This window comes from Sphingomonas sp. SDUR79 (genome assembly GCF_056821745.1).
Window position 1 is genome coordinate 1203781 of sequence record NZ_JBPDIN010000001.1, and the last position, 26736, is coordinate 1230516.

28 protein-coding genes and 1 tRNA gene are annotated in these 26736 nt (G+C 65.6%); 12 read left to right on the forward strand and 17 right to left on the reverse strand.

All coding sequences use genetic code 11. The features are described from left to right. Positions 1-8: 8 nt before the first annotated feature. Entirely contained in the window at positions 9-1160 is a 1152-nt protein-coding gene (locus ACRYLO_RS05780) for a bifunctional 2-C-methyl-D-erythritol 4-phosphate cytidylyltransferase/2-C-methyl-D-erythritol 2,4-cyclodiphosphate synthase (RefSeq protein WP_482659293.1), read from the reverse strand. Here ACRYLO_RS05780 and ACRYLO_RS05785 point away from each other — a divergent pair. Together ACRYLO_RS05785 and ACRYLO_RS05790 are read left to right on the forward strand one after the other, a co-directional pair. Beyond that, positions 1096-1320, forward strand: coding sequence for a hypothetical protein (locus ACRYLO_RS05785; protein WP_482661782.1), 225 nt, complete (start codon positions 1096-1098; stop codon positions 1318-1320). The genes ACRYLO_RS05780 and ACRYLO_RS05785 overlap by 65 nt on opposite strands. A gap of 147 nt (positions 1321-1467) precedes the next feature. Then, complete coding sequence (locus ACRYLO_RS05790; RefSeq protein ID WP_294016715.1) at positions 1468-1785, forward strand: HPF/RaiA family ribosome-associated protein; 318 nt, start codon at positions 1468-1470, stop codon at positions 1783-1785. A 169-nt stretch (positions 1786-1954) separates the two neighbouring features. Here the strand turns inward: ACRYLO_RS05790 and ACRYLO_RS05795 are convergent, their stop codons facing one another. Then, positions 1955-2545 (reverse strand): DMP19 family protein, encoded by a 591-nt coding sequence (locus ACRYLO_RS05795; protein WP_482659294.1) that lies wholly within the window; start codon positions 2543-2545, stop codon positions 1955-1957. 203 nt (positions 2546-2748) lie between these two features. Here ACRYLO_RS05795 and dusB point away from each other — a divergent pair, with 203 nt between their 5' ends. From dusB to ntrX, 5 genes are all read left to right on the forward strand, one after another. Further along, on the forward strand, positions 2749-3774 hold the full coding sequence (dusB, locus tag ACRYLO_RS05800; RefSeq protein WP_482659295.1) for a tRNA dihydrouridine synthase DusB: 1026 nt from the start codon (positions 2749-2751) through the stop codon (positions 3772-3774). Next, entirely contained in the window at positions 3750-4853 is a 1104-nt protein-coding gene (locus ACRYLO_RS05805; protein ID WP_482659296.1) for a two-component system sensor histidine kinase NtrB, read from the forward strand. Before dusB ends, ACRYLO_RS05805 begins: the two co-directional genes overlap by 25 nt. A 135-nt stretch (positions 4854-4988) precedes the next feature. Then, a complete protein-coding gene (ntrC, locus tag ACRYLO_RS05810) occupies positions 4989-6431 on the forward strand; it encodes a nitrogen regulation protein NR(I) (protein ID WP_482659297.1) in 1443 nt (480 codons plus the stop codon). Between the two features lie 80 nt (positions 6432-6511). After that, on the forward strand, positions 6512-8779 hold the full coding sequence (locus ACRYLO_RS05815) for a sensor histidine kinase (RefSeq protein ID WP_482659298.1): 2268 nt from the start codon (positions 6512-6514) through the stop codon (positions 8777-8779). After that, positions 8779-10149 (forward strand): nitrogen assimilation response regulator NtrX, encoded by a 1371-nt coding sequence (ntrX, locus tag ACRYLO_RS05820; RefSeq protein WP_482659299.1) that lies wholly within the window; start codon positions 8779-8781, stop codon positions 10147-10149. The genes ACRYLO_RS05815 and ntrX overlap by 1 nt, the downstream gene beginning before the upstream one ends. 165 nt (positions 10150-10314) lie before the next feature. On the opposite strand, the gene ACRYLO_RS05825 is transcribed toward ntrX, so the two are convergent. After that, positions 10315-10629, reverse strand: a complete 315-nt coding sequence (locus ACRYLO_RS05825; protein ID WP_482659300.1) for a DMT family transporter — start codon at positions 10627-10629, stop codon at positions 10315-10317. On the opposite strand from ACRYLO_RS05825, the gene hfq reads away from it, so the two are divergent. From hfq to ACRYLO_RS05845, 4 genes are all read left to right on the forward strand, one after another. Next, the gene (hfq, locus tag ACRYLO_RS05830; protein ID WP_482661683.1) at positions 10628-11347 is read left to right on the forward strand and encodes an RNA chaperone Hfq; all 720 of its coding nucleotides are present in this window, start codon (positions 10628-10630) and stop codon (positions 11345-11347) included. The two genes, ACRYLO_RS05825 and hfq, sit on opposite strands and share 2 nt — an antisense overlap. 19 nt (positions 11348-11366) lie before the next feature. Then, complete coding sequence (gene hflX / locus ACRYLO_RS05835; protein WP_482659301.1) at positions 11367-12659, forward strand: GTPase HflX; 1293 nt, start codon at positions 11367-11369, stop codon at positions 12657-12659. Then, positions 12656-13309 (forward strand): peptidylprolyl isomerase, encoded by a 654-nt coding sequence (locus tag ACRYLO_RS05840; RefSeq protein ID WP_482659302.1) that lies wholly within the window; start codon positions 12656-12658, stop codon positions 13307-13309. The genes hflX and ACRYLO_RS05840 overlap by 4 nt, the downstream gene beginning before the upstream one ends. A 76-nt stretch (positions 13310-13385) precedes the next feature. Further along, positions 13386-13730 carry a hypothetical protein gene (locus ACRYLO_RS05845; protein ID WP_482659303.1) on the forward strand — a complete coding sequence of 115 codons (345 nt, stop codon included), beginning with the start codon at positions 13386-13388 and terminating at the stop codon, positions 13728-13730. A 3-nt stretch (positions 13731-13733) separates the two neighbouring features. Here ACRYLO_RS05845 and mazG read toward each other — a convergent pair whose 3' ends face one another. From mazG to ACRYLO_RS05895, 10 genes are all read right to left on the reverse strand, one after another. Then, positions 13734-14528: a nucleoside triphosphate pyrophosphohydrolase gene (gene mazG / locus ACRYLO_RS05850; RefSeq protein WP_482659304.1), complete on the reverse strand. Its 795-nt coding sequence runs from the start codon at positions 14526-14528 to the stop codon at positions 13734-13736. 22 nt (positions 14529-14550) lie between these two features. Next, complete coding sequence (locus tag ACRYLO_RS05855) at positions 14551-15162, reverse strand: retropepsin-like aspartic protease family protein (protein WP_482661684.1); 612 nt, start codon at positions 15160-15162, stop codon at positions 14551-14553. 5 nt (positions 15163-15167) lie between these two features. Then, the gene (locus ACRYLO_RS05860) at positions 15168-15932 is read right to left on the reverse strand and encodes an MBL fold metallo-hydrolase (protein WP_482659305.1); all 765 of its coding nucleotides are present in this window, start codon (positions 15930-15932) and stop codon (positions 15168-15170) included. Then, the gene (locus tag ACRYLO_RS05865) at positions 15929-16714 is read right to left on the reverse strand and encodes a TatD family hydrolase (protein WP_482659306.1); all 786 of its coding nucleotides are present in this window, start codon (positions 16712-16714) and stop codon (positions 15929-15931) included. The genes ACRYLO_RS05860 and ACRYLO_RS05865 overlap by 4 nt, the downstream gene beginning before the upstream one ends. Continuing rightward, positions 16711-18267: a methionine--tRNA ligase gene (metG, locus tag ACRYLO_RS05870; protein ID WP_482659307.1), complete on the reverse strand. Its 1557-nt coding sequence runs from the start codon at positions 18265-18267 to the stop codon at positions 16711-16713. Before metG ends, ACRYLO_RS05865 begins: the two co-directional genes overlap by 4 nt. 126 nt (positions 18268-18393) lie before the next feature. Further along, positions 18394-19377, reverse strand: coding sequence for a DNA polymerase III subunit delta' (locus ACRYLO_RS05875; RefSeq protein ID WP_482659308.1), 984 nt, complete (start codon positions 19375-19377; stop codon positions 18394-18396). Continuing rightward, entirely contained in the window at positions 19374-19997 is a 624-nt protein-coding gene (gene tmk, locus ACRYLO_RS05880; RefSeq protein WP_482659309.1) for a dTMP kinase, read from the reverse strand. Before tmk ends, ACRYLO_RS05875 begins: the two co-directional genes overlap by 4 nt. After that, positions 19994-21160, reverse strand: coding sequence for a D-alanyl-D-alanine carboxypeptidase family protein (locus ACRYLO_RS05885; RefSeq protein ID WP_482659310.1), 1167 nt, complete (start codon positions 21158-21160; stop codon positions 19994-19996). Before ACRYLO_RS05885 ends, tmk begins: the two co-directional genes overlap by 4 nt. A gap of 29 nt (positions 21161-21189) precedes the next feature. After that, the gene (locus ACRYLO_RS05890) at positions 21190-22023 is read right to left on the reverse strand and encodes an SPOR domain-containing protein (RefSeq protein WP_482659311.1); all 834 of its coding nucleotides are present in this window, start codon (positions 22021-22023) and stop codon (positions 21190-21192) included. Then, positions 22007-23023: a lytic murein transglycosylase gene (locus ACRYLO_RS05895; RefSeq protein WP_482661685.1), complete on the reverse strand. Its 1017-nt coding sequence runs from the start codon at positions 23021-23023 to the stop codon at positions 22007-22009. Before ACRYLO_RS05895 ends, ACRYLO_RS05890 begins: the two co-directional genes overlap by 17 nt. A 138-nt stretch (positions 23024-23161) precedes the next feature. On the opposite strand from ACRYLO_RS05895, the gene ACRYLO_RS05900 reads away from it, so the two are divergent. Next, positions 23162-23251: transfer RNA gene (locus ACRYLO_RS05900), tRNA-Ser, on the forward strand. A 179-nt stretch (positions 23252-23430) separates the two neighbouring features. Here the strand turns inward: ACRYLO_RS05900 and ACRYLO_RS05905 are convergent. The 4 genes from ACRYLO_RS05905 to ACRYLO_RS05920 all read right to left on the reverse strand — a co-directional run bounded on the left by ACRYLO_RS05905 (position 23431) and on the right by ACRYLO_RS05920 (position 26708). Continuing rightward, positions 23431-24021: a phage tail protein gene (locus tag ACRYLO_RS05905; protein WP_482659312.1), complete on the reverse strand. Its 591-nt coding sequence runs from the start codon at positions 24019-24021 to the stop codon at positions 23431-23433. Positions 24022-24041: 20 nt separating this feature from the next. Continuing rightward, positions 24042-24581 (reverse strand): phage tail protein, encoded by a 540-nt coding sequence (locus tag ACRYLO_RS05910; RefSeq protein WP_482659313.1) that lies wholly within the window; start codon positions 24579-24581, stop codon positions 24042-24044. A 29-nt stretch (positions 24582-24610) separates the two neighbouring features. Further along, entirely contained in the window at positions 24611-25171 is a 561-nt protein-coding gene (locus ACRYLO_RS05915) for a phage tail protein (protein ID WP_482659314.1), read from the reverse strand. Between the two features lie 484 nt (positions 25172-25655). Further along, entirely contained in the window at positions 25656-26708 is a 1053-nt protein-coding gene (locus tag ACRYLO_RS05920) for a Leu/Phe/Val dehydrogenase (RefSeq protein WP_482659315.1), read from the reverse strand. Positions 26709-26736 lie beyond the last annotated feature (28 nt).

The window sequence follows — 26736 nt, forward strand, 5'->3', positions numbered from 1 at the left end:
GGCCCGCTTTATTCGGTCGCCTCCGGTAGCCGGACGGTGGCGACGGCCTGTGCTGCGATGCCTTCGCCGCGGCCGGTGAAGCCAAGGCGTTCGGTGGTGGTGGCCTTGAGGCTGACCTTGCCGAGCGGGAGGTTGAGGATTTCGGCGATGCGGGCGCGGATTGCGGCGCGGTGCGGGCCGATCTTGGGCTCCTCACAGATCAGTGTCAGGTCGATGAAGTCGATGATGCCGCCCTCTGCCCGGACCAGCGACGCGGCATGGTCGAGGAAGCGGTCGGACGCCGCGCCGCGCCATTGCGGATCGCTGGGCGGGAAGTGCATGCCGATATCCCCGGCGCAGATCGTGCCGAGCAGCGCGTCGGTGATCGCGTGGAGGGCGACATCGGCGTCGCTGTGCCCGGCCAAGCCCTTGTCATGCGGGATCAGCACGCCGCCGAGCCAGAGTTCCTCGCCCGTGGCGAGGCGGTGGACGTCATAGCCTATTGCGCTGCGCGAGATGAGGTTGGCGGCATGGCGTGCCTCGGCCGCCGCGAAATCGGCGGGTTGGGTGATTTTCTCGAGCATTGCGTCTCCGGGAACGATCGTCACCTCATATCCGCTGTCACGGACCATTTGCGCATCGTCAGTGGCGTCTCGATCAGGTGGCCAGTTGCGATGCGCTTTAAGTACACAGTCAAACAGGAATGCCTGGGGGGTTTGCACGCGATAGAGGTGTGCTCGCGATACTGTTTCGCCAAGCATACCGTTGAACCGAACCAGAGTGTCAGCCACCGGGAGGGTGGGGATCGCGCCTTCATAGCGGTCGAGCGGCTCCAGAAGCGCATCAATCATGGCATGCGACAGAAAGGGGCGGGCGGCGTCGTGGATCAGGACGCGAGTGACGCCTTTGCCTTCTAGAGCCTCCAGGCCGGCCCGGACCGAGTCGCGGCGTTCGGCTCCGCCTTCGACGAAGCTGACGTTTTCGAGCTGTAGCGCGCTGGCGTGATCCTTCTGGCCTTCGCCGATGACGACGATCGTCTCTGTTATCATCGGGTGGGAGGTTAGCGCGGTAACACTATACACAAGAACAGGTTTTCCGCAGAGCGGGGCGAACTGCTTGGGGACGGTTCCGCCCGCGCGGATGCCCTTTCCGGCGGCGACGATGATGGCGGCGGTGGTCATGACGCGACAGCTACGCGACTGCCGCGCGACAGCGACGCGACGGGTTTGGACGGGTTGGCGACGCCTGTCCGCCACTGGCGCGACCGGTGCGCGACAGGATCGCGCCGCGATGTGGCGGCGACGCGACCGCCGCGCGACGGGATCGCGCCAGTCGTGCTGATTTGCTGAGTGGATCGTGCGGGCTGCATCCGGCCTGCCTAGCGATTGGGGCGCTTGTAGGAAAGCGGGAGGGCAGTGGTGGGTCGGCCGGGAACGATCTCCTGCGTTGAGGCGTCCTTCATGCATCCCACCAAACGGAGAGGTATGCATGGATTTCCAGTTCAACAGCGACAACCGCATCGACGGCACCGACGCCATGGCGGAGCAGAGCGAAGCGCGGGTGCGTGAGCGGCTGGCGCGGTTCGAGGACCGCCTCACGCGAGTCGAGGTGCATGTTCGGGATATCGACGGGACCACGAACGGTGCCGAGGGTGTCGAGGCGGCGATTGAGGCGCGGCCGGCTGGGGCCCAGCCGGTTGCGGTGACCGACCGAGGCGCGAAGCCGGAGGCGGCGATCAATGGCGCACTGAAGAAGCTGGTGATGCGGCTGGATAGCGATTTCGGGAAGGCAGATCGGGTTCGCTGAACCGGTGGGGGGGGGGCAGGAAGCCAGAAGCGGAAAGAGGCCCTACCCAACCCCTCCCGCAAGCGGGAGGGGTGCAAGAAGGAGGGGGGGATGCGTCGCGAATGAGCGGTGTCCAAGCAAGTCGCAGTGCTGATCGATATCGTTGCGACGGGAGGGTGGGGCGGCCGCGCTATCGCTTAAAGGGTTCGATCAATCCGGTGCGATCAGCATAGGCCTGTAGACGGTCGGACAAATCGTCCGGGTCTTCCCAATATTCCTTGTCCAGCGCGTCGAGATACGATTTGTGGTCCGGCCGCTGGCCCTCCCGCCGTTTCATCATTTCCCACCGCGTTGCCCGATCCTGTGGCGGAGCATCGCCTCCAAAGATCGTCTCCGCCGCGTTGCGGAGTATCCTGAGTGCATTCAACGCGCCCAGTTCTGCGAGGCCGGACTCCGCGTCCGCGTAATATGATCCCGAGCTGTTGGAAAAGAACTGATCAAAACCGCCATTGTAGACTTCACCGTCCAGCAAGCAGACGGTGAAATAGGTTCTTTCTGCATCGGAGAGCGTGGTGAGCAAAGGATGCTCGATCGATCGGGCGACCAGCGATTTCCACAGCGCAACTGCAGGATCATATTCGGCACGGGCCTTATAGTAGGCGCGTGACCTTTCCAGATCCTGCCGGATACCTTGTTTGCAGGCCATGCAGACGCCGCCCGTGCTTTCGGCGGTGGTCGGAAGGATCAGCGCGCCGCAGTCTTTGCAGGGGAGCTTTTGCATTGGTGTTTCTCGCCTGCGGGCTGGCGCAATGCAAGGTTGGCTAGCCGTGGGATTACGCGGCGGGCAAGGGGGGGCATCTCGAGCACAAGAAGAAGACTCCCCCAACCCCGCTCGCGAGCGGGAAGGGCTTTGGAGGTGAGGCAGCCACCCTTGCATCCCGGCCCTTGCCGCTGTAGGCGCTCGTGCCTATTTTTCGGGCACAGATGACGATGTTGAAACCCATCCAGGTCGGGCCGGTGACGGTCGAGACGCCGGTGATTCTGGCGCCGATGACGGGCGTCACCGACCTGCCGTTCCGGCGGCTGGTGCGGCGCTATGGGTCGGGGCTCAACGTTACCGAGATGATCGCGAGCCAGGCGGCGATCCGCGAGACGCGGCAGTCGGTGCAGAAGGCGGCGTGGGATCCGATCGAGGAGCCGGTGTCGATGCAGCTGGTCGGCTGCACCCCCTTTGAAATGGGCGAGGCGGCGAAGCTGAACGAGGATCGCGGCGCGGCGATCATCGACATCAACATGGGCTGTCCGGTGCGCAAGGTGACCAATGGCGATGCTGGCTCGGCGCTGATGCGGGTGCCGGATCTGGCGGCCAAGCTGATCGAGGCGTGCGTCAAGGCGGTGTCGGTGCCGGTGACGGTCAAGATGCGCATGGGCTGGTGCCATGACAGCCTGAACGCGCCCGAGCTGGCGCGCGTCGCCGAAGAGCTGGGCGCGAAGATGGTGACGGTGCATGGCCGCACCCGCAACCAGATGTACAAGGGCAGCGCCGACTGGGCGTTCGTGCGCAAGGTCAAGGATGCGGTGTCGATCCCGGTGATCGTCAATGGCGATATATGTACCGTCGAGGATGCGCGGACGGCGCTGGCGCAATCGGGCGCGGACGGCGTGATGATCGGGCGCGGTGCTTACGGCAAGCCGTGGGTGCTGCGACAGGTGATGGACGCGCTGTCCGGCGCTGGCGAACGGGCGGACCCCGATATCGACGAACAATATGCCCTGATCGCAGAACATTATGCGATGATGCTCGACCATTATGGCGAGATGACCGGCGTCAATCTGATGCGCAAGCATATCGGATGGTACACCAAGGGGCTGCCCGGATCGGCGGAGTTCCGCAACAAGGTGAACCAGGAGCCGAAGGCGGCGACCGTGCTGGGCATGCTCGACGAATTTTATGCGCCGTTCCGCGGCATGCCTGCGCTGGGGTCATGGCCGTCACGCGAAGCGGCCTGAGGCCGCCGCCGCAGCCGGGCGAGCCGGACCTGACCGAGATTTTCGGCGGGCTGCCGTGCGCCGCATTGGTGCTCGACCCGCAGGATCGCGTGACCCGCGCCAACATGGCGTGCGAGCATCTGCTGAACCATAGCGAGAAGGCGATGCTCGGCCAGCGGCTCGACCGCATCTTCGCTCCGCCCGAAGGCTATGCCGGACGCCGTGACGGGCATGGCTTTGCCGCGTTCGATGTCGAGATCGAGCCGACCCGCTCACCGCGCACGCGCGTCGATTTCATCGAGCAGCCGATTACCGAACATCCCGGATGGCGGATCGTGACGCTGCATCAGGCACCGACCTCGCGCCGGCTGTCGGTAGGGGCGGATCGCAGCGCAGGGGCGCGGGCGGCGGTGGGCGCGGCGGCGATGTTGGCGCATGAGATCAAGAACCCGCTGTCGGGGATTCGCGGCGCGGCCCAGTTGCTTGCCGGCGATGACGATGCCGAGGCGCGGACGGAGCTGACCCAGCTGATCACGACCGAGGTCGATCGCATCGCCGCGCTGATCGACCGGATGCAGGATTTCACCGATACGCGCCCGCCCAAGCTGGCGCCGCACAACATCTATCCGCTGCTGGACCACGCCCGGCGCGTGGCGCTGGCGGGGTTCGCGCGCGGGATGGTGATCGAGGAGCGGTTCGACCCGTCACTGCCCCCAGTGATGATGGACAAGGACGCATTCCTGCAGATCGCGATGAACCTGCTGAAAAATGCCGCCGAGGCGCTGCGCGATGCGCCTGATCCGCGCATCATCCTGTCGACCCAATACCGCCATGGCGTCGCAATGCGCCCGGGGCCGGACCAGCCGCGCCGCTGGCTGCCGATCGAATTTTCGGTGACTGACAATGGTCCGGGCGCGCCGGCGGACATCGCCAGCCATTTGTTCGAGCCGTTCGTGTCGGGCAAGCCCGAGGGCAAGGGCCTGGGGCTGCCGCTGGTCGAGAAGTTGGTGCGCGATATGGGCGGGGTGGTCGAATATGCGCGCGCCGGTGATCCGGAGATGACGGTGTTTCGGGTGAATCTGCCCCGGGCGGACGGGTGATGGGGGTTTGTCGTCACCCCCGCGCAGGCGGGGGCCCATCTCCTGCACGCGCGGCAAATGCACCGGCGCATTCCTGGATAGTCCGGGAGATGGGCCCCCGCCTTCGCGGGGGTGACGGTTTGGAGAGCGGACCGAATGAGTAGCACCGCTTCGATCCTCATTTGCGACGATGACGCCGCGATCCGCATGGTGGTGACACAGGCGCTGCGCCGCGCGGGGCATCGCGTGACGGCGGCGGCGTCGCTGGGCGAATTGCGGCGCGAGCTGGCGGCGGCGCGGCCCGATGTGCTGGTGACCGATGTCGTGCTGCCCGATGGCAATGGGCTGGATTTCGTCGCGACCTTTACCGGTGAGACGCCCGATGTGCCGGTGATCGTGCTGTCGGCGCAGAATACGCTGTCGACTGCGGTGCGCGCGACCGAGGCGGGGGCGTTCGACTATCTGCCAAAGCCGTTCGACCTGGATGCGCTGACCGCGACGGTGGCGAGCGCGCTGGCGCGGGGGCGGCGACTGGTCGATGACCTGCCCGCGTCGGAGGAGCAGGCGGTGGCGCTGATCGGGCGCTCGCCTGCGATGCAGGATGTGTATCGCGTGATCGCGCGGGTGGTATCGAACGAGCTGACCGTGCTGATCACCGGCGAGAGCGGGACCGGCAAGGAGCTGGTGGCGCAGGCGATCCATGATCTGGGGCCGCGGCGGCGCGCGCCATTTGTCGCGATCAACATGGCGGCGATCCCGCGCGAGCTGATCGAGGCCGAGCTGTTCGGACATGAGAAGGGCGCGTTCACCGGCGCTGCGGCGCGGGTGGCGGGGAAGTTCGAGCAGGCGAGCGGGGGCACGCTGTTCCTCGACGAGATTGGCGACATGCCGATGGAGGCGCAGACGCGGCTGTTGCGCGTGCTGCAGTCGGGCGAGTTCACCACGGTCGGCGGGGCGCGGGCGATCCGGGCGGATGTGCGGATCGTTGCGGCGACCAACAAGGATCTGATGAACCAGGTCGTGTCGGGGCAGTTCCGCGAGGACCTGTTCTACCGGTTGAACGTCGTGCCGATCGCGCTGCCGGCGTTGCGCGAGCGGCGGCAGGATATCCGGTTGCTGGCGCGGCATTTCCTGGACCGCGCGGTCGAGGACGGGTTGCCGCGCAAGCATGTCGGCGACGATGCCATCGCGGTGCTTGAGGCGCATGACTGGCCGGGCAATGTGCGCGAGCTGGAGAACCTCATGCGGCGGATGGCCGCGCTGCACCGTGACGAGTGGATCGACGGCGATGCGGTGCGTGCGATGCTGGGGGAGGGCAGCGGGCTGGCCGCGCCGACGCGCGATGCGGGGATCGAGGCGGCGGTGATTGCGCGGCTGACCCGGCTGGCGGCGGAGGAGCCGGCGGTGCTGGAGGACGGGACGCTGTACGACCGGATCATCGGCGAGGTCGAGCGACCGCTGATCGAGGCGATGCTGGCGCGGCACGGGCACAACCAGCTGCGCGCGGCGCGGGCGCTGGGGATAAACCGCAATACGTTGCGCAAGCGGCTGGACACGTTGGGGATCGATGTGGGCGGACGGCTGGACGATCCGGCCTAGCGGCGAAATTGGCCCAGTTAGCGACAGGCTGAGCGACAAGTGTGTTTTCATGGCAACAATGATGTTGTAGCCATGTCACGATGGATGTTGCCGCAAAGTCACTGATCGACGCGGGCGCCCCCCGCTGGCGGCTGAGCATCACCCCCTTTGTCGAACTGCTGGTCCTGGCGCTCGCGCTGGCGGTGCTGGTCGCGAGCTATTTCGTGGTGAGCGGGAATACCGGGTCGCAGCGGCTGCTGACCCCGCCGCTGGTCGCGCTGTTGCTGGTCGGCAATCTCATCCCGCTGGTGGCGCTGATCGTGCTGGTCGGGCGGCGCGTGGCGATGCGGCGCGCGGCGCGGTCGCCGCTCGGCGGGCGGGCGCGGCTGCATGTGCGGCTGGTGGCGATCTTTTCGATCCTGGCGAGCGTGCCGACGATCTTCGTGTCGATCGTGGCCTCGCTGTTGTTCCAATATGGCGTGGAGTTCTGGTTTTCAGATCGGGCGCGCGGCATGCTGGAGAATGCCTCGGCGGTTGCGGCTGCGGCGCTTAGCGATCTGCAAGAGCGCGTCGGCGCGAATACCGAAGCAATGTCCACCGACCTTGCCGGGGCGCTGGTCGACGGCGTTCCGATCGATAGCCAGACTTTTTTCAACTATCTTCTTGTTCAGACTACCCAGCGTGAATTGTCGGAGGCGGCGATTGTCCGGCAGACCGCAACGGGTGAAGTCATCGTGCTGGCGATCCTCAACCCGTATGACCGCCTGATCGAAGAGCAGATCAGCGCGGGCGCGATCAACCAGTTGAAGAGCGGTGCGAAGCGGGTCGTCGTTGAAGATGCGGGCGGGCGCATTCGCGCGATTACGCGGTTCGCCACAGCACCGGACACGTATCTCTATGCGGCGCGTGTGGTCGATCAGGCGCTGCTTGATCGCAAGACGCGCGCCGATTCAGTGGTGATCGACTACAAAACGCTCACCGACCGGTCCCGCACGCTGCAACTTCAGTTCAACGTCGCGCTGCTCATGCTGTCGCTGCTGATCGTCGGCCTGGCAGTATGGGCGGCACTAGAGATCGCCGACCGCCTCGTCCGGCCCGTGGGCGATCTGGTGAAGGCGGCGCGGGAGGTGGCTGAGGGCGACCTGGGCACGCGGGTGCCGACGCCGCGCGCAGATGACGAGATCGGCACGCTTGCGACCGCGTTCAACCGGATGACCGACCGGTTGCAGGAGCAGACCAACGCGCTGGTCGATGCCAATGCCGAATCCGAGGGCCGTCGTGCGCTGATCGAGGCGGTGATGTCGGGGGTGACGGCGGGCGTGCTGTCGATCGATGCCGAGCGGCGCATCCGGTTGATCAACAGCTCCGCCATGGCGCTGTTGCAGCCGGGCGACGCGCCGGTCGGCAAGCTGCTGGCCGAGGTCGCGCCGGAGCTGGACGCGGTGCTGGGCGGGGAGACGCGCGAAGATATCGTGCAGCTGACGAGCGGGGGCGAGGCACGGACGCTGGCGGTGAAGATCACCCGTGACGAGGCGGGGCAAGTGCTGACGTTCGATGATATCACCCAGCAATTGCTCGACCAGCGCCGCGCAGCATGGTCCGACGTGGCGCGGCGCATCGCGCATGAAATCAAGAACCCGTTGACCCCGATCCAGCTCGCGGCCGAACGGCTGCAGCGGCGCTATGGCAAGAAGATCGAGGGCGACGACGGCACCTTCGCCAAGCTGACCGACACGATCGTGCGGCAGGTCGGCGATCTGCGGCGGATGGTGGACGAATTCTCGTCCTTTGCGCGGATGCCCAAGCCGATCTTCCGCGCCGAATCGATCATCGATGTCGCGCGCCAGACCTTGTTCCTGCACGAAGTGGCCAAGCCCGACATTCGGTTCAGTTTCGATGCGCCCGATGGCCTGCGGCCGTTGGTGTGCGACCGCCGCCAGCTGGGACAGGCGCTGACCAATCTGGTCAAGAATGCGGTCGAGGCGATCGAGGCGCGGACGGGCGAGGACGCGGGCGAAACGCCGGGCGCGATCAGCATGGCAGTGCGCGAGGCCGCCGATGCCCAGCTGATCGTCGAGATTGCCGACAATGGCATCGGCCTGCCCGCCGAACGCGAGCGGATCGTCGAGCCGTATATGACGACACGCAGCCGGGGTACTGGCCTTGGCCTGGCGATCGTCAAGAAGATCGTCGAGGAGCATTTCGGCACCATGGCGTTTGCCGATCGCGACGGCGGGGGGACCGTGGTGACGCTGTGTTTCGACACGGCGACGCTGGAACGACTGGTGGGAACCGGGGGTAGTGACGAGACGGAACAGGGTGCAGCGGGCCTGGCCGCGCTGACTCCGACCAAGAACGGAAACATGTGATGAAACTCGATATCCTGGTCGTCGATGACGAAGCCGATATCCGCGAGCTGGTCGCGGGCGTGCTGGAGGATGAGGGCTATGAGACGCGCAGCGCCGCCGACAGCGATGCGGCGCTGGAGGCGATTGCCGAGCGGCGGCCGAGCCTGGTCCTGCTCGACGTATGGCTGCAGGGGTCGCGGCTCGACGGGCTGGACCTGCTCGACGAGATCAAGCGGCGCGATGCGTCGATCCCGGTCCTGGTATTTTCAGGCCATGGCAATCTCGACACTGCGGTGGCCGCGATCCGGCGCGGGGCATCGGACTTTATCGAAAAGCCGTTCGAGGCCGAGCGACTGATGCTGCTGGTCGAGCGCGCAACCGAGACCGAGCGGCTGCGGCGCGAAGTTGCCTCGCTGCGCGCGACCGTGGGGCGCAGCAACGACCTGCACGGCACATCGGGCGCGATCAACACGGTGCGCGCGACGTTGAAGCGCGTGGCGGCGACGGGCAGCCGGGTGATGATTACTGGCGGGCCCGGGACGGGCAAGGAAGTCGCCGCACGGCTGCTGCATGAATGGAGCAACCGCGCGAACGGCCCGTTCGTGATCGTCAGCGCGGCGCGGATGACGCCGGAGCGGGTCGAGGAAGAGCTGTTCGGGGTCGAGGATGGCGATCTGGTCCATCCCGGGCTGCTCGAACAGGCGCATGGCGGCACGTTGTTCCTCGACGAGATTGCCGACATGCCGCTTACGACGCAGGGGCGGATCCTGCGCGTGCTGACCGAGCAGAAATTCAACCGGGTCGGGGGGCAGCGGCAGGTGAAGGTCGATGTCCGCGTGGTGTCGGCCACGGGGCGCGATCTGACCACCGAGATTGCCGAGGGCCGGTTTCGCGAGGACCTGTTCTATCGCCTGAACGTGGTGCCAGTGGCGATCCCGCCGCTCACCGAACGGCGCGAGGATATTCCGGCGCTGGTCGAGCATTTCGTCGCGCATTACGCGACCGAGCGGCGCGTGCCGACCCCGGAGGTTGCGGGCGAGGCGCTGGTCGCGCTGCAAAGTTACGAATGGCCGGGCAATGTCCGGCAGTTGCGCAACGTGGTCGAGGCGACGGTGATCCTGGCACCCGGCGACCGGATCGGGCGGATCGACACCGACATGCTGCCGACCGAAGTGCTGGGCCGCCGCGAAGATGGCGGGATGGGCGCGGCGACGATCATGGGGGCGCCGCTGAAAGAAGCGCGCGAAAGTTTCGAACGCGAATATCTGCGCGTCCAGATCAAGCGCTTTTCGGGCAATATCTCCCGCACCGCGCATTTCATCGGGATGGAGCGGTCGGCGTTGCACCGCAAGCTGAAGCTGCTCGGCATCAACGAGGTGCGTGAGGAATAGGTGCCGACTCAATCCTCCCCCGCCAGGGGGAGGTGGCATGCGAAGCATGACGGAGGGGGAGGACGGCTTCGCCCTTGATCTTCTTGCCGTCGTGCTTCCTCCCCCTCCGTCGCCTTCGGCGCCACCTCCCCCCTGGCGGGGGAGGATTGGTCGCGCTCTCGGCAATCAAGACGACAGCTTCATCAGCCCGATCCCGCTGACGATCAGCGCGGCGGCGAGCAGGCGGGCGGGGGTGATCGCTTCACCCAGGAACGTGATCCCGACAAGGAACGCGCCGACCGCGCCGATTCCGGTCCAGATGGTGTACGCGGTCCCCAGCGGAAGCTGACGCATCGCGGTGGCCAGCAGCGCGAAGCTGGCGATCACGGCGACGATGGTGATGGCGGTGGGCAGGGGACGGGTAAAGCCGTCGGAGAGCTTCATCGTGCTGGCCCAGACGATTTCGAGCAATCCGGCGATAATCAACAAAATCCAGGCCATGTGGCCCTCCTTTACAAGAGAGCCGGGCCGTCCCGGGCTTGGGGCCGCGTTGCGCGGGGAGGACGTGGCCTCGCGGTGCCGATATGGGGCAGCGCCGCGTGCCCGCAAGGGGCGCTATGGACGTTGGCTGGGGCAATACCTACATTGCCCACATCGCGCCGCTCCGTGGTGCGCATCCGACGCCGGGAAACGGCGCGACTGCGGGAAATCCCCGCCAAAAACAGTGAGCTGCATCATGGCCGAAAAGCAGACATCCCTTCAGGACCTGTTCCTCAACGCGCTGCGCAAGTCGAAGACCCCGGTGACCATGTTTCTGGTCAAGGGCGTGAAGCTGCAGGGGATCGTGACCTGGTTCGACAATTTTTCCGTGCTGCTGCGCCGCGACGGCCAGTCGCAGCTGATCTACAAGCACGCGATCTCGACGATCATGCCGTCGGGTTCGGTCGATGTGGCATCGATCGTCGATGCGATCCCGGATACGCCGTCCAAGAACCCGGTGTTGCAGGAGATTTTCCTGGGCGCAGTGAAGCGTCAGCAGCAAAATGTGACGATGTTCCTGGTGAATGGCGTGATGCTGCAGGGCGGAATCGCTGCGTTCGACCTGTTCTGCATGCTGTTGCAGCGCGATGGCGTGTACCAGCTGGTCTACAAGCATGCGGTGTCGACGATCCAGCCGGCGCATCCGCTCGACCTGACCGATCACGGCGAGGAAGCCTGATCGCCTTGAAAGTAGAGTTATGAGTACCGGTTTCGAGCGCGACCCCGACGAATTCACGCGGGGCGCGCGGGCAGTGGTCGTCTATCCCGATCTAGGCGGGTCGAGCCGCGACGCCGAGGCGCGTCTGGAAGAGACTGCGGGGCTTGCGGTCGCGATCGGGGTCGAGGTGGTCGAGCGGGTTGCGCTGCGCATCCGCGCAGCCAAGCCGGGGACGCTGATCGGATCGGGGCAGGTCGAGGCACTGGCCGAGACGGTGCGCGACCGCGACCTGAGCCTCGCCGTGTTTGACGCAGGGCTGACCCCGGTGCAGCAGCGCAACCTCGAAACCGCACTCGGCTGTAAGGTCATCGACCGCACCGGCCTGATCCTTGAAATCTTCGGTGAGCGCGCGCGCACGGCCGAGGGGCGGTTGCAGGTCGAGCTGGCGCATCTCGATTATCAGGCGGGACGGCTGGTGCGCAGCTGGACCCATCTCGAGCGTCAGCGCGGCGGCTTCGGCTTTCTTGGCGGTCCGGGTGAGACGCAGATCGAGGCGGATCGGCGGCTGATCCGCGACCGCATGGCGCGGTTGCGCCGCGAGCTCGATTCGGTGAGCCGCACGCGCGGGCTGCACCGCGAGCGGCGGCAGCGTGCGCCGTGGCCGGTGATCGCGCTGGTCGGCTATACCAATGCCGGAAAATCGACGCTGTTCAATCGGTTGACTGGCGCTGACGTCATGGCGGAAAACCTGCTCTTCGCGACGCTGGACCCGACCTTGCGGCAGATTTCGCTGCCCGGGATCGACAAGGCGATCCTGTCGGACACGGTGGGATTCGTGTCGGAGCTGCCAACCCAGCTGGTTGCGGCGTTCAAGGCGACGCTGGAGGAAGTGGTGTCGGCTGACCTGCTGATCCATGTCCGCGACATCGCCCATCCCGATAGCGAGGCGCAGCGCGACGATGTCGAGTCGGTCCTCAAGGATATCGGTGTCGCACCGGAGACGCCGCGATTCGAGGCGTGGAACAAGCTCGACCTCCTCGACGCCGAGCGCCGCGATGACGTGCTGGCCGAGGCCGCAAAGCGCGACGATGTGCTGGCGGTGTCGGCGCTGAGCGGGGAGGGGGTCGACGTTCTGATTGCCAAGGTCGCGGCGCGGCTGACCCATGGGCACCGCCGCTATCAGGTGACGCTCGCTGCCGGCGACGGGGCGGGGGCGGCATGGCTGCACCAGCATGGCGAGGTGATCGATCACTGGATCGACGGCGACGCCGCAATTTACGACGTGCGCATGGCGCCCAAGGACCATGAGCGGTTCGAGGTGCGTAACGGATGACGCCACGGCGCGGGGTGGTGTTGGGATTGGCGGCGATGCTGCTTGTCTCTGCGGGGCCGGCGTCGGAACCGCCGGTGGTGCGGGTGCGGCTGGTGACCAGCGCGGGGGCCGTGACTTTGGCGCTGGATGCGCGGCGGGCTCCGCTGACGGTCGCGAACTTCCTGCGCTATGTCGATGATGGGCGGCTGCAGGGCACCTATTTCTACCGCGCAGCGCGGCGCAAGGGCGATCCGTCCAAAGGCTTTATCCAGGGCGGGATCGGCACGGATGCGCGCCGGATCCTGCCCTCGGTCCCGCTCGAGCCGACCAGCAAGACCCGGGTCAAGCATCTGAGCGGCACGATTTCGATGGCGCGCGCGATGAACCCCAATTCGGCGCATGGCAATTTTTCGATCATGGTCGGCGACAATCCGACGCTCGACGCGCGGCCGGGCAAGCTTGGCTATGCCGCGTTCGGGCGGGTGGTCGGCGGGATGGACGTGGTGCGCAAGATCCTGGCGATGCCGACCGGCGGGGGACGCGAGGAGATGCGCGGACAGATGATCCTGCAGCGGGTGAAAATCCTGCGCGCCGAGCGGATCGACGGAACGGCCAAGCCGACCGGGCGACCCCGGCCGTGGCTGATCGACCTGCCGTGGCGGCGCGATTAAGATGAAGCGTCCGTAATTTCACCTAAGTGGTGCGTCGTGACTTGCTGCGATGCAGCATCATTGCCATATTGTCGCGATGGATACCGAGAAGGGGGCGGAGTCTCCGCCAAACCCGACGCCGATCGTGCTGGAGGGGATCGTCAGGCAGAAATGCATGAACGCGATCTATAACCGCACGCGCATGGTGCTGGCGCCGCACATTCTCTACACGCGCGGCGGGTCGCTGTATGTCGACGCGCAGGTCATTTCGCGCGACTTCGTGATCCCGCGCGAGGAGAAGTTCGGGACGTTCAAGGTCGATGGGCTGCGCAATCTGGCGCTGACGGAGCGCGATTTCGCGATCAGCCGGCTGTATCTGCCCGAGTCCGAGAAATATGACGGGACCACGTTGATGGCGGTGGAGCCGCAGGCGGCGGTTTGAACGCTATTCGGCGGATTTGACCGCGACCCATAGTTCTTCCTGTTCCTCCAGCGACAGGCCTGCGAACGCGTCTCCTGCCTGCGCCTCCATCGCGCGGAAGCGGCGTTCAAACTTGGCGTTGGCGGCACGCAGCGCGGCTTCGGGATCGATGCCGAGCTTGCGCGACCAGTTGACCGTGGCGAAGAGCAGGTCGCCGATTTCCTCGGCGCGGTGATCGTCGCTGGTCGCGCTCTCGACCTCGGCCAGTTCCTCGTCGATCTTGGCGCGGGCATCCGCCGGGTCGGTCCAGTCGAAACCGGTGCGCGCGGCGCGCTTTTGGAGCTTTTCGGCGCGGGTGAGGGCGGGGAGGCCGATTGCGACCCCGTCGAGCGCGCCGCTCGTCCCCTTGCTCCCCCGCTCTTCAGCCTTGATTTGTTCCCACAGGTGATGGCCGCCATGTTCGGCACCGCGGAAGATATGCGGGTGGCGACGCTCCATCTTGTCGCAGATGCCGGCGATGACGTCGGACAGGTCGAACGCGCCGAGTTCCTGCGCCATGCGGCTGTGGAAGATCACCTGGAGCAACAGGTCGCCAAGCTCGTCCTTGAGGTCGGTCAGGTCGTCGCGCGCGATCGCGTCGGCGACCTCATAAGCTTCCTCGATCGTATAGGGCGCGATCGTGGCGAAGGTCTGGACGGTGTCCCATTCGCAGCCAGTGACCGGATCGCGCAGCCGCGCCATGATTGCCATCAGGCGCTCGATGCCCGGGGGAGCGATTGGCGCGTTGTCCGTGCCGGGGGAGACCGCCTGCTCGCTCATTGCTTAAGTCCGATAATATACATTATGTTAAATTGGCATCGCTATGCGGTTCGAGGATCAGGACGTTCCCCTCCACCCGCCAGGATTTGAGCCGCGTCAGGAAGTTCATGCCCAGCACGTCGAGATCGCCAAAGCTTGGCGCGACGAACACGGTAAGGTCGTTGGTCGTGAGCGAGCCGACCGCGACCCGTTCCGCCTGGGCGCGCCGGGCATCGACCGTCCCGTTCGCTGTCGACACCTGCACCGGCAGCCCGCGCGCATATGCGATGCCGGCCGCCTGTGCCGTTGCTTCGCTGATCGCACTGACGGTCGCGCCGCTGTCGATGAGCATGCGGCGTTCGACGCCGTTGATCGTGGCGCGCGCCCAGAAATGGCCGTCTGGCGACAGCCGGATGCGCACGGTTTCGCCCGATGTGACCTGGGTCGGTTCGGACAGGCCGACGCTGGTGGTGATCGCTTCGAGCTGGTCGCCGATGCGATCCTTGTTGATCACGACGACATAGATCAGCGCGGCGATTGCGGCCCAGCCGATCACCGTCTTGACGATGAAACCGAACTGCATGTTGCGCACGCTGAGCGATCCCAGCACCAGCGCCAGGAACCCGACCAGCGAGACCAGCTGGATGATCTGCATTTCGGTCAAACGTGCAACTCCATGCCGTCATGGCCCGGCTCGACCCCGGCGGGCAGCTCGGCCTTCAGAGTTATATAGTCCATCGAATGATCCATGTGCACCAGAACCGTGCGCCGCGCACGACATTGCTGCGCCCAGGCGAGCGTTTGCGCGAGATGCGGATGGGTCGGGTGCGGCTCGCGGCGCAACGCATCGGCGACCCACAGGTCGAGATCGCTGTAGAGTGACGCCATTTCTTCGGTGAATATATTGAAATCAGTTGCATAGCCCACTGACTTGCCAGCATGTTCGAAGCGAAGTCCGGCGCTGGTGATGCCGCCATGCGGCTGATCGACGGTGCGCACGATGATGTCGCCGATCGTCATGCCGTCACGCAGCGGCTCGATCGTCGCGGTCGGGCGGTATGGCCCTCCCCCTTCGAACACATAGCGGAAGCGGTCACGCAGGCGTTCCTGCGTCTTCCAGTCGGCAAGGCCGCGCACCGGGGCGCCGCGCAGGTGCATCAGCTGGCGCAGATCGTCGATGCCGTGGCAGTGATCGGCATGGTCGTGGGTCCAGATCACCGCGTCGATATCCGCGACATTGGCGGCGATAAGCTGTTCGCGCAGGTCGGGGCTGGTGTCGACGAGGATGCGGGTGGCGCCGGCCTCGACCAGAATCGAGGCGCGGGTGCGGCGGTTGCGCGGGTCGCTCGGGTCGCAGCTGCCCCAGTCGTTTCCGATGCGAGGGACGCCTGACGACGTGCCGGAACCGAGAATGCGGACCTTCACGGGGTCGTCAGCGTCTTTGCGAACAGCCGGTGGAAGTTTTCGCGGGTCGCCTCTGCCAGTTCCTCGGCGTCCATGCCGCGCAATTGCGCGAGGAAACGGCAGGTGTCGGCGACAAAAGCCGGCTCACCAGTCTTGCCGCGATGGGGGACCGGAGCGAGGAACGGGGCGTCGGTTTCGATCAGCAGCCGGTCGAGCGGGAGCCGTGCGGCGGTTTCCTGAAGGTCGCGGGCGTTCTTGAACGTCACGATCCCCGATATGGAGATATAAAAGCCCAATTCCAGTGCCTTGTCGGCGAAATCTCCACTCGCTGTGAAGCAGTGAATGACGCCGGGATAGGCGCCCTTCCCCATTTCCTCGGCGAGGATGTTGGCCGTGTCCTCCTCGGCGTCGCGGGTATGGACGATCAACGGCAGGCCGGTTTCGCGGCTGGCGGCGATGTGGGAGCGGAAGCTCTTTTGCTGCTGGGCGCGGTCGCTATGGTCGTAATAATAATCGAGGCCGGTCTCGCCGATGCCGACAACGCGCGGGTGCGCGGCGCGGGCGAGCAGCTTAGCGGTGTCGATATGCGGATGCTCGTCCGCTTCGTGCGGGTGGATGCCGACGGTGGCCCAGACGTCAGCCTCACGCTCGGCGGTGGCCAGCACCTCGTCCCATTCGCGCTCACGCGTCGCGATGTTGAGCATCGCCACGACGCCGGTTTCGCGGGCGCGCGACAGCACTTCGGGCTGCTGCTCGCCAAGGCCCTTGTAGTTGAGGTGGCAGTGGCTGTCGGCGAGCCTCATGCGGTGGGTTCCTCCGCCAGTACGAGGCGCGGGAACACGCCGGTCGGCGGGTCGAGACGGAAGCCTGACGCCACGGCATCTTCATACCAGCGCTTGTTGTCGAGCGCGGCGTGGTCGCGCGCGCTCTGGCCGAGCTGGTCGAGGATCTTGCCGGCGGATTCGGGGATTACGGGCAGAATGGTAATCGCAAGGTCGCGGATCGCTAGCACAAGCAGACGAAGCACGGCTTGCATGCGCTCGGGATCTGTCTTGCGCAAAGCCCATGGAGCTTGCTCGTCAATGTAGCGATTACATTCGAAAACTGCGAGCATCCACTTATCAACCGCTTGGGAAAGCTCCAGGCGTGCAAAATGGTCTCTAAACTCCTCGAGCCATTTTTCGATAACCTCAATCGTGCCGAGATCATCTTGATCCCAAGCACCGGCAGTGGGCAACGCGCCTTCGAGGTTCTTGGCGATAAACGACAGCGTCCGCTGGGCGAGGTTGCCGAAGCTGTTCGCCAGATCGGCATTGGCGCGGGTCACGATCGCCTCGTCGCTGAAGCTGCCGTCGTTGCCGAACGCGACTTCGCGCAACAGGAAATAGCGCAGCGCGTCGACGCCATAGAGCCGCGTCAACTCCATCGGATCGGCGACATTGCCGGTCGATTTCGACATTTTCTCGCCGCGGTTCAGGATGAAGCCGTGGGCAAAGACCTGTTTCGGCAGCGGCAGGTCGGCCGACATTAGGAAGGCCGGCCAATAGACCGCGTGGAAGCGGGTGATGTCCTTGCCGATCAGATGGAGGTCTGCGGGCCAGTAGCGCGCAAGGGCACTGCCCTTGTCGGGATAGCCGGTGCCGGTGAGGTAGTTGGTCAGCGCGTCGACCCAGACATACATCACATGTCCCGGCGATCCCGGCACCGGCACGCCCCAGTCGAAGCTGGTGCGCGATACCGACAGGTCCACCAAGCCGCCCTCGACGAACTTCATCACCTCGTTGCGCGAACGTTCGGGGCGGATGAAGTCGGGATTGGCGGCGTAGAGATCAAGCAAGGGCTGCTGGTACTTGGACAGGCGGAAGAACCAGGTTTCCTCGGCAGTCCATTCAACCGGAGTGCCCTGCGGCGACAGCTTGACGTCGCCCTCCCCCTCGGTCAGCTCTTTCTCTTCGTAGAACGCCTCGTCGCGGACCGAATACCAGCCCTCATAGCGGTCGAGATACAGGTCGCCCTTGGCCTCCATCGCGGCCCAGATTGCTTGGCTGGCGGCGTAATGATCAGGATCGACGGTGCGGATGAAGCGATCATATGAAATATTCAGATCGCGTGCCATATCACTGAAATAGGCTGACATTTCGTCTGCGAGCTGCCGCGGGGTCAGATCGCGGGCGCGGGCAGTCTGGGCGATCTTGAGGCCGTGTTCGTCGGTGCCGGTCTGAAAACGCACATCGCGCCCGGCCTGACGCTGAAACCGCGCAATCGCGTCGGCGGCGATCATCTCATAGGCGTGGCCGATATGCGGCTTGCCGTTGGGGTAATGGATCGCGGTGGTGATGTAATAGGGTTCGGACATGGGGGCGCTCTAGAACAATGCGGGGCGGTTCGGAAGTATCCGAAACCCCGTTCGTGCTGAGCTTGTCGAAGCACCGGAGCCTGCGCTTGCGGCCCTTCGACAAGCTCAGGGCAAACGGAGGTTGGATTAGCGCTTCGCCAGCCGCGCGATAATCCCGCCCATTTCGAACACCGTCGCCTGCGCATCAAGCGATTGGGCGAGTGCGACGGGGCCGAGTTGCGACGCGGCCTCGTACACCGCAATCGCCTCGGCCAGCGCCGCGCCATGCCGTCCGCGCGCTTCGGCGAGGGCGAAGGCGGGGACGCGGGCGAGGAAGGCTTCGTAGCGCGGTTGTGCTGCCTTCGACCCTAACGTGCGGGCAAGGCGGGCACGGATCGCGTTGTCGGGGTCGCCGCGCGCTGCGATCGCGGCTATTTCGCTGTCGATCGACGCGAGATCGAGCCCGGCAAAGCTGAGCGCGCGGCCCGGCGAGCCCTTCCCCGCGCGGACCAGCGCCTCGACCTCCGCAGCGCTCGCCTCGGGCATCGCCGCGCGCACGGCCGCCGCGACCTCGCTATCGGGCAGCGGGTCGAAGCGCAGCACGCGACAACGCGAGCGGATCGTCGGGAGCAGGCGCCCCGGCGAATGGCTGATCAGGAGGAAGATCGTCCCCGCCGGCGGTTCCTCAAGATTCTTGAGCAGTGCGTTGGCGGCACCGGGGCGTTCGACATCGTCGATCGCGTCGATCACGATGACGCGGCGGCTCGACATGCTCGGCTTGGTCGCGAACATCGGGTTGAGCGCACGGATCTGGGCGATGTTGATCGAACGGGCGATATTCTCCCCCGGCTTGTCGGGATCCTTGGGCAGGCGCACCAGCGCGCGGTAATCGGGGTGGGCACCGGACTCGATCAGCTGGCGGGTGGGGTTGTCCTCGGGCAGGTCGAAGCCGTCCGATGGCGGCACCTGCCCTGCCCCTTCGGCCAGCAGGCGCGCGGCGGCGGCACGGGCGAAGGTGGCCTTGCCCAGCCCTTCTGCGCCTGCGATCAGCCAGGCGTGATGCAGCTGCCCGCTCGACATGGCGGCGCGAAACGCGGCCTTTGCCGCAGCATTGGGGCCGGTTGACGTCATGGCAGCAGGTCGGACAGCGCGTCCATCAGTGACGTCGTGACGTCATCCATGCTGCCCGAGGCATCGACCAGCCGGACGCGATCGGGCTCAGCCGCGGCGATGCGGCGAAACTGCGCGGCGACGGCGGCGTGGAAGTCCGGCCCGCGCGCGCCGAAGCGATCGGCGGCGCCGCCGTCGCGCTCCAGCGAGCGAGCATGGCCCGCACCATCCGGCAGGTCGAGCACCAGCGTGCGGTCTGGCAACAGCCCCTTTGACCCAAAGCCGTGCAGCGCGAGGATCGCGGCATCATCGATATCCTGCGCGCCCTGATAGGCGCGGGTCGAGTCGATGAAGCGGTCGCACACGACCCAGCTGCCCGCCTCGACCGCCGGGCGGATCAGCTTTTCGACATGGTCGGCGCGCGCAGCGGCGAACAGCAGGGTTTCGGTGTGCGCGCTCCAGCGGGTGACCGCGCCCTGCATCAACAGGCCGCGGATCGCCTCTGCCCCTTCGGTCCCGCCCGGTTCGCGGGTGAGCACGACATGGATGCCCCGCGCCTCGAGCGCGGCGGCGAGCCGCTTTGCCTGAGTCGACTTGCCCGCGCCCTCCCCGCCTTCGAGGCTGAGGAAGACGCCCCTCACGCGCCGAACAGCGACATGAGGCCCGCCCAGATGCGGCCGAAGAAGCCAGCCTCACCGACATCGGCGGCGGCGACCAGCGGCAGCCGCTGTTCCGGCAGGCCGGGCGACGTGACGACGAGGTCGGCGATATGCTGGCCGGCCTTGATCGGGGCCTTGATCGGGCCCTGATAGACCACGGTCGCACGCAGATCGGGATTGGCGCCCGAGGGGATGGCGATGGCGAGATCGCGCGGAGCGACCAGCCCGACCTGCGACGCATCGCCCAGCTGGACATCGGCCTGTTCCACCGTGCGGCCCTTGGTCACCAGCTTGCGCGACGACCAGGCGCGGAAGCCCCAGTCGATGAACTTGACCGATTCCTCGGCGCGCTGGTTGAAGCTGGTGAGGCCCGCGACGACCATGACGAGGCGACGACCATTCTGTTCCGCCGAGCCGGTGAAGCCATAGCCGGCCTCGTCGGTATGGCCGGTCTTGAGGCCATCGGCGCCCTGAACGCGACCGAGCAGCGGGTCGCGATTGGCCTGAGTGATCGGCGCGCCGCCCATCGTGGTGCCGAAGGTGAAGCTCGGCTTGGGGTAGAAGCGCTTGTAGAGGTCGGGATGGTTGGTGATCGTCGCCTTGGCGAGCTTGGCCAGATCGCGCGCGGTCACCACCGTGCGGCCCTGATCGGGCCAGCCCATCGAGGTGCCGAAGCGGCTCGCGCTGAGGCCGATTTCCTTGGCCTTCTGGTTCATCAGGTTGACGAAGGCTTCCTCGGTCCCGGCGATATGCTCGGCCAGCACGACGCATGCGTCATTGCCCGACACGACGATGATGCCGTTGAGCAGGTTTTCGACACTGACCTTCTGACCCGGTGACAGGAACATGGTCGAACCCGCTGAAGGACCATGCCATTTCCGCCACGTCTCTGGCCGGACATCCGCCATGTCGGATAGCTTCAGCTTGCCCTGCTTGATCAGGTCGAACGCGACATAGGCGGTCATCATCTTCGCCATCGACGCGGGCGGCATCGGCCGGTCGGCATCCTTGGCAAACAGCACCGCGCCCGACGACAGATCCTCAAGATAGGCGACCGGGGCCGCCGTTTCGAACGGGGGCGTCTGCGCAGTGGCGGGTGCGAGCGCGAGCGAGACGGCGGCGGCGGCGAGGATCAACTTCTTCATGGGGATCATGGGGTCCGAAGGCTTGAGGGTCAGGGAATCGAAACGATGCGCGCATCGCCATAGCCACGCCGGGCGACATCCGCCCGCGCGCGCTCGGCGGCGCTGGTGTTGGGATAAGGGCCGAGCTGGACGCGATACACGCCGCCGCCGGGGCGGACGATACCCCCCAACTCGTCGGCGAGCGCGCGTGCGCGGGCGGCATTGGACAATGCGGCGACCTGCACGAACAGACCGCGCGTGGCCGTCTGGACCGGACGTGGCGTCGGGCGGGTGGTCGGGCGTGGCGGTGGCGTAGTCGCAGTTTCGCGCGGCGTCTCGCCCAGGCGGCGGCGCAGCCCGGCGAGCAGTGCGGGCGGGGCATCGGCACGCATCGGTGCGCCCTGGCCGGCGGCGAGCGCGGTCGCATCCTGTCCGGTCACGGTGACGCGGCGGACGCGCACCGGCGGATTGCCAGTTACGCCGAGCTGGCGCGCGGCCCCGCCCGACAGCTCGATCAGCCCATTCCCGCGTCCCCGGATCAGGACGAGCATCGTTTTGCCGCTGTCGAGTGCGGTGACCTCAGCATGCGTGCCCTGTGGCAGCACGCCGCTGAGCGCGAACACACCCTCCCCCGCCCCCGCGTAACCGGCATAGCCGACGCGGTCGTAGCGTTCCTCGCCGGGGCGCAGGCGCGAGCTGCCTTGCGGGCCCTCACCGGTCGCGGGGCCGCCTTCAGGGGCACCATAGCCGGCGCCGGGTGCTGCCGGCACCTCGGCCTGCGGCGCGGCGGGTGCCGGCGGCAGTTCGTCCAGATCATCGCCCCCGCCAAAGCCGCACGCGCCGAGCAGGGCAGCGGCGGCGATGACACTAATGTTCGACTTCATCGGCCAGCAGCCCCACCGAAAGCGCATAGAAATTCGAGCAGTTGTAATCGAGGATCACGCGGTAATTGCCGGTGAGCAGAAAGGCGGTCTTGCCCGGCCCGTCCGGCTCCAGCAGCGTGGCCTGAATATGGTCCGCCGGCCAGCTGCCCGATTGTGGCACGATGCCGAGTGTGCGCCATTCGCCCATCGTCCGCCACTGCGAATGCCGCTCGAACACGCGGGTGCAGCGGGTCGGCACGGTGCGATTGGCCAGCGCGGCGCGGTCCAGGGTCGCGGGCACATTCACCGCAACGCCCCATGGCTGACCCGGCCGCCAGCCAGCGGCGACGAAGTAGTTGGCGATCGACGCGAGCGTATCGGCTTCGTTCGACCAGATGTTCGCCACACCATCGCCGTCGCCATCGCGCGCGAGGCGCAGATAGACCGAAGGCAGGAACTGCGGATAGCCGAATGCGCCGGCCCAGCTGCCCTTGAGCGAATCGCGCGGCACGCCGCGATCGACCATCTTCATCGTGGCGATGAACTCCCCGGCGAACAGCGTGCGACGGCGCCCCTCATAGGCGAGCGTGGCGAGGCTGCGCGGCAGATCGAACCCGCCGGTATAGGCGCCGTAATTGGTTTCGTGCCCGAAGATCGCGACCATGATCGACTCCGGCACCCCGGTTTCGCGCTCGACGCGCTCCAGTTTCGACCGCAGGCGACGGTAGGTTTCGCGCCCGCGGTTGATCCGCGCGGCATCGACGTGGCGGGCCTTGTAGGGCGCGAAATTCGGGATCGGGCCGGTCGTACTGCCGCCAGGCTGGTCGCGGTCGAGTTCGACCACGCGGGGATTGTAGCTGAGCGAGGGCAGCACCGCGTCGAGCGTGCGGGCGCTGACCCCTTCGCGCAGCGCCTGTTCGCGCAGCGGGCCGTTGATATAGGCCTGAAACCCCGCCTCATCCTGCGCCACTGCAGGCCCGCCGCCGACGCCAAGCGTCACGACCGCTGTTCCGACCAACATGAAGCGCCGCACAAGGCCCGTAATATCCCGCATGCCCATTCTCTGCCACAGGGCGCGGCGGGCATGAACCCCCTTAGGCGGTGAAATCACGCCGCACTTGCGGAAAACGCGCCGAACAGCCTAAGGCGCATGCCACGCGGAGAGGTGGCCGAGTGGTTTAAGGCAGCGGTCTTGAAAACCGCCGTGGGTGCAAGCCCACCGTGGGTTCGAATCCCACCCTCTCCGCCACCCACTGACCTCGCGGCCTCTTCGGCTTTTATCGAGCGGCTTTACGGCCGTTCGCGCAGTTGCGGTCCAGGCGGGTAGTTCGACCGCAAAACGGTGCAGCGGATTGCGCCGGAGTGCAGGCTGACAGTGTCATCACGACCCCGCCAGCCCCACTTCTTTTACGATCTGCAGCCGGAACCCTAGTTCGGATTGACCGGATATTCGCCGTCATTGCAGATATAATATCCCATGACGAGATAGGGCTGGAGGTTGGGGTGCGGCTCCGCGGTCTGCCCCAATGTGCCATAGGCAGCCGACACCTTCATCCCCAGCATTGTCTTATCACCCGAGCTCAGCGGGGGTGCATCATAGGCGGAGATCACCTTTGCCGTGTTGTTCAGCGCCCGGCTCATCAGGGACGTTCCGGCATTGTTGGTGACGCCAGCCACACCCGTCATGCCCGTTGTGGCCGAACCCGAAAGCTTGGCGTTGAAACTGTGATTGTGAGACGGGGCTTGTGCCGGTGTCAGGGTCACGGTCTCTTCCCCGATTTTTGCGGCAAAGACGAACTGCGTTCCCGAGGTAGCGGAAACGCCGGCATCGACCGGGATGCGCCCGTTCAAATTGGGCAGGTTGAAATTGGTCGTGCCATTCCCACCGAACCGGGTGCCCAACAGCGAATAGAGCACCGTATCCTGATTGATCTGAAGTTGTCGTCCGTCGCATGCATACCAGCCAACTGGTGCATAGCCGAACGGAAATATGCGAATTTCACCGATAAAAGCGTCCATAGCAGCCTCCCACGATATCGTTAGTTGCTAAAGTCTGGATAAAGGCCCGCGACCGCCATCGCATAAGCCAGAACCAGGCTGGGCTGAATGTTGGGATGCGGCTGATTATCGCCGCCATCGAATGAAACCGTCTCCGCGTTGGTCTGAAGCACCGTTCCGGCCTGCGTTTCCGTACAATAGAAGAAATTCCCGCCAACATCCCCGGGCGCGACTGCAGCGCTGGGCGTGAAGCTGGATGCGGCCGTCTTGGTCGCGCAGACGGTGTGCGTATGGGCCGGAACCGTCGCCGACGTCAGCGGCACCTGTTCGACGCCGGCCTTTGCACCGAGCGCATAGGTCGAACCACCCGGTAGCTGGCCGTAATGAACAGGGGTCCGTCCACGCAGGTCGGGCAGGTTGAAGGTGGTGACGCCATCGCCACCATAAGTGGTGCCGATCAGCGAAAACAGCGCCTGATAATCGGAAACGCGCAACGAACGCCCGTCACAGGGCAGGAAATTGCCAGGCGCATATTGGTTGAATGCAAACAGGCGAATCTCGCCGATAAAATATTCTGCCATGGGTTCCTCCACGGATTAAGGGAACGACGTCAGTTGCGCGACGGCCACACACCACCGGTTGCGATGCAGATCTGCAGCGCAAGGATCGGCTGGCGATTTTCATGCGCTCCGCCGCTGCCCGAAAGCCCGATGGCCGAGCTGTGCAGAGGTATCCAATTCGGGTCAGCCGGGGACAACGGGGCCGGCGCATACAGGTCGAACGGTTGCGCAACCGGGGTTGCGGTTGCGACCCCGATATAGTTGCCGTTCGGCCCTGTTGTCGTCGTCGTGGTCGATGTCGAGGCGATGATCTCATGCACATGGGGCGGGGTCTGGGCCGGCGTGAGCGTGATGGACTCGGCCCCGCCCTTCTGGCCGCGCTGGAACAGGGTTCCGCCCCCCGCCGCCTGGCCCGTACCCACGGTGACGCGCCCGCGCAGATCCGGAAGCGCGAAGTTGTTCTTGCCATCGCCGCCATAGGTAAAGCCGAGCAGCGCAAATAGAGCCTGATACTGCTGAACTGCCAATGTTTGGCCATTGCAGGGAAGCCAATGCCGCGGAACGCGCCCGAACCCGAAAACCCTAAGCTCTCCTATAAAATTATCCGTCATTACACTCTCCTCCCACCGATAGGGTTAAACGCGATCCGCCTGTGCGTGACATCTACGTATCTGGAAAAGTTGGCATTTAATATATTGTTGCAGATTGACTTAGCGAGGATGACCAGGGATCGGATCGACCGGCGACATCAGGATTTCATCACTTCACCCGAAACGCTGATCGACGCGAGATTATTTGAATTTACCGAGACAAAATGGAAGCGAACCCGAATCGGGCAGAGTATGCCCATGCAACGGAGAATTTGCCAAGCGCATTGACTGGTCAAAATTGATCCGTGCTTGAGCTGTTCTTTGGAATGGCGTGTTCAATTTGGCGCAGCAAAAAATCGCCGGGCAGCCGGTGGGCTACACAGCGCATGTTGAGAGCGCGCCAACCTAGGCTTCGCCAGGCCAGCGGCTATTGCGAATAGCTTCGAATTGGACGTGGTAGCGCTTTGCGGAGCGCTTCATATCTCGCGGACGTCGGGCGGCGGAGTTAGCCCCGCCCGATCAACCGCATCGCGATCCGGTCAGCCACCTCGCTCGCCGGATCGCCGGTACGGGCACTTTCGTCCCAAATTTCGTGGAGGCGGTCGGGGATCCGCGCGATACGGGCTTCCACCTCGGCGCGGTCACCCTGGCCGAGATACTCAAGGCCGACGTTGATGATGCCGCCGGCATTGATCACATAATCCGGCGCATAGAGAATGCCGCGGGCGTCGAGGCGCGCGCCGTCCCCTTGCTTGGCGAGCTGATTGTTCGCGCCGCCCGCCACAATCTTGCATTGGAGCGCCGCGATGCTCGCCTCGGTCAGGATCGCACCGAGGGCGTTGGGGCTGAAAATCTCGGCTTCGACGGTTGCGATCGCATCTGCACCGGCGACATCCGCGCCCAGCTCGGCAGCCAGCGCTCGTGCCTTGTCGGCGTTGACGTCAGCGAGCGTCAGCTTGGCACCGTCCGCCGCGAGACGCCGGGCAAGGCCGCCACCGACGCTGCCCACGCCCTGCACCGCAACGTGCACGCCCGCCATCGAATCAGCACCCAGTGCGCGCTTGGCCGCCGCCTTGACGCCGAGATAGATGCCGAGCGCGGTGAACGGCCCGGGATCGCCACCTGCGCTGCCCCCGGCGACGGGCAGGCCGGATACGTGGCGCGTGCGGGTCGCGATGACCTTCATCCGTGCTTCGGACATGCCGACGTCCTCGGCGGTGACATAGCGACCGCCGAGCGATTCGACCGCGTCGCCAAACGCAATCAGCTGCGCCTCACTGATCGTCGCGCCCGGTTCAGGGGCGAGCACCACGCCCTTCCCGCCACCCAGGGGCAGGCTGGCCATCGCATTCTTGAAGCTCATGCCGCGCGACAGCCGCAACGCGTCGGTGATTGCCGCATTGCCGTCGGCATAATGCCAGAAGCGTACGCCGCCGGCCGCCGGGCCAAGCTTGGTCGAATGGACCGCAATCACTGCGCGCAGGCCGCTGGCAGGATCGGTGATGAGGTGAACCCCCTCATGCGCGTCGAAATCGGGCAGGTCCCACAGGGCGGTCATGGCGCTTCCAGCTGGCTAAGAATATTTC

Excerpts from the sequence above, each read along its gene's own strand:
- ACRYLO_RS05780 (WP_482659293.1), bottom strand. The coding sequence starts at position 1,160 with ATGACCACCGCCGCCATCATCGTCGCCGCCGGAAAGGGCATCCGCGCG.
- ACRYLO_RS05790 (WP_294016715.1), top strand. The coding sequence starts at position 1,468 with ATGGATTTCCAGTTCAACAGCGACAACCGCATCGACGGCACCGACGCC.
- ACRYLO_RS05795 (WP_482659294.1), bottom strand. The coding sequence starts at position 2,545 with ATGCAAAAGCTCCCCTGCAAAGACTGCGGCGCGCTGATCCTTCCGACC.
- dusB (WP_482659295.1), top strand. The coding sequence starts at position 2,749 with ATGACGATGTTGAAACCCATCCAGGTCGGGCCGGTGACGGTCGAGACG.
- ACRYLO_RS05805 (WP_482659296.1), top strand. The coding sequence starts at position 3,750 with ATGGCCGTCACGCGAAGCGGCCTGAGGCCGCCGCCGCAGCCGGGCGAG.
- ntrC (WP_482659297.1), top strand. The coding sequence starts at position 4,989 with ATGAGTAGCACCGCTTCGATCCTCATTTGCGACGATGACGCCGCGATC.
- ACRYLO_RS05815 (WP_482659298.1), top strand. The coding sequence starts at position 6,512 with ATGGATGTTGCCGCAAAGTCACTGATCGACGCGGGCGCCCCCCGCTGG.
- ntrX (WP_482659299.1), top strand. The coding sequence starts at position 8,779 with ATGAAACTCGATATCCTGGTCGTCGATGACGAAGCCGATATCCGCGAG.
- hfq (WP_482661683.1), top strand. The coding sequence starts at position 10,628 with ATGTGGCCCTCCTTTACAAGAGAGCCGGGCCGTCCCGGGCTTGGGGCC.
- ACRYLO_RS05825 (WP_482659300.1), bottom strand. The coding sequence starts at position 10,629 with ATGGCCTGGATTTTGTTGATTATCGCCGGATTGCTCGAAATCGTCTGG.
- hflX (WP_482659301.1), top strand. The coding sequence starts at position 11,367 with ATGAGTACCGGTTTCGAGCGCGACCCCGACGAATTCACGCGGGGCGCG.
- ACRYLO_RS05840 (WP_482659302.1), top strand. The coding sequence starts at position 12,656 with ATGACGCCACGGCGCGGGGTGGTGTTGGGATTGGCGGCGATGCTGCTT.
- ACRYLO_RS05845 (WP_482659303.1), top strand. The coding sequence starts at position 13,386 with ATGGATACCGAGAAGGGGGCGGAGTCTCCGCCAAACCCGACGCCGATC.
- mazG (WP_482659304.1), bottom strand. The coding sequence starts at position 14,528 with ATGAGCGAGCAGGCGGTCTCCCCCGGCACGGACAACGCGCCAATCGCT.
- ACRYLO_RS05855 (WP_482661684.1), bottom strand. The coding sequence starts at position 15,162 with ATGCAGATCATCCAGCTGGTCTCGCTGGTCGGGTTCCTGGCGCTGGTG.
- ACRYLO_RS05865 (WP_482659306.1), bottom strand. The coding sequence starts at position 16,714 with ATGAGGCTCGCCGACAGCCACTGCCACCTCAACTACAAGGGCCTTGGC.
- metG (WP_482659307.1), bottom strand. The coding sequence starts at position 18,267 with ATGTCCGAACCCTATTACATCACCACCGCGATCCATTACCCCAACGGC.
- ACRYLO_RS05875 (WP_482659308.1), bottom strand. The coding sequence starts at position 19,377 with ATGACGTCAACCGGCCCCAATGCTGCGGCAAAGGCCGCGTTTCGCGCC.
- ACRYLO_RS05885 (WP_482659310.1), bottom strand. The coding sequence starts at position 21,160 with ATGAAGAAGTTGATCCTCGCCGCCGCCGCCGTCTCGCTCGCGCTCGCA.
- ACRYLO_RS05890 (WP_482659311.1), bottom strand. The coding sequence starts at position 22,023 with ATGAAGTCGAACATTAGTGTCATCGCCGCCGCTGCCCTGCTCGGCGCG.
- ACRYLO_RS05895 (WP_482661685.1), bottom strand. The coding sequence starts at position 23,023 with ATGTTGGTCGGAACAGCGGTCGTGACGCTTGGCGTCGGCGGCGGGCCT.
- ACRYLO_RS05905 (WP_482659312.1), bottom strand. The coding sequence starts at position 24,021 with ATGGACGCTTTTATCGGTGAAATTCGCATATTTCCGTTCGGCTATGCA.
- ACRYLO_RS05910 (WP_482659313.1), bottom strand. The coding sequence starts at position 24,581 with ATGGCAGAATATTTTATCGGCGAGATTCGCCTGTTTGCATTCAACCAA.
- ACRYLO_RS05915 (WP_482659314.1), bottom strand. The coding sequence starts at position 25,171 with ATGACGGATAATTTTATAGGAGAGCTTAGGGTTTTCGGGTTCGGGCGC.
- ACRYLO_RS05920 (WP_482659315.1), bottom strand. The coding sequence starts at position 26,708 with ATGACCGCCCTGTGGGACCTGCCCGATTTCGACGCGCATGAGGGGGTT.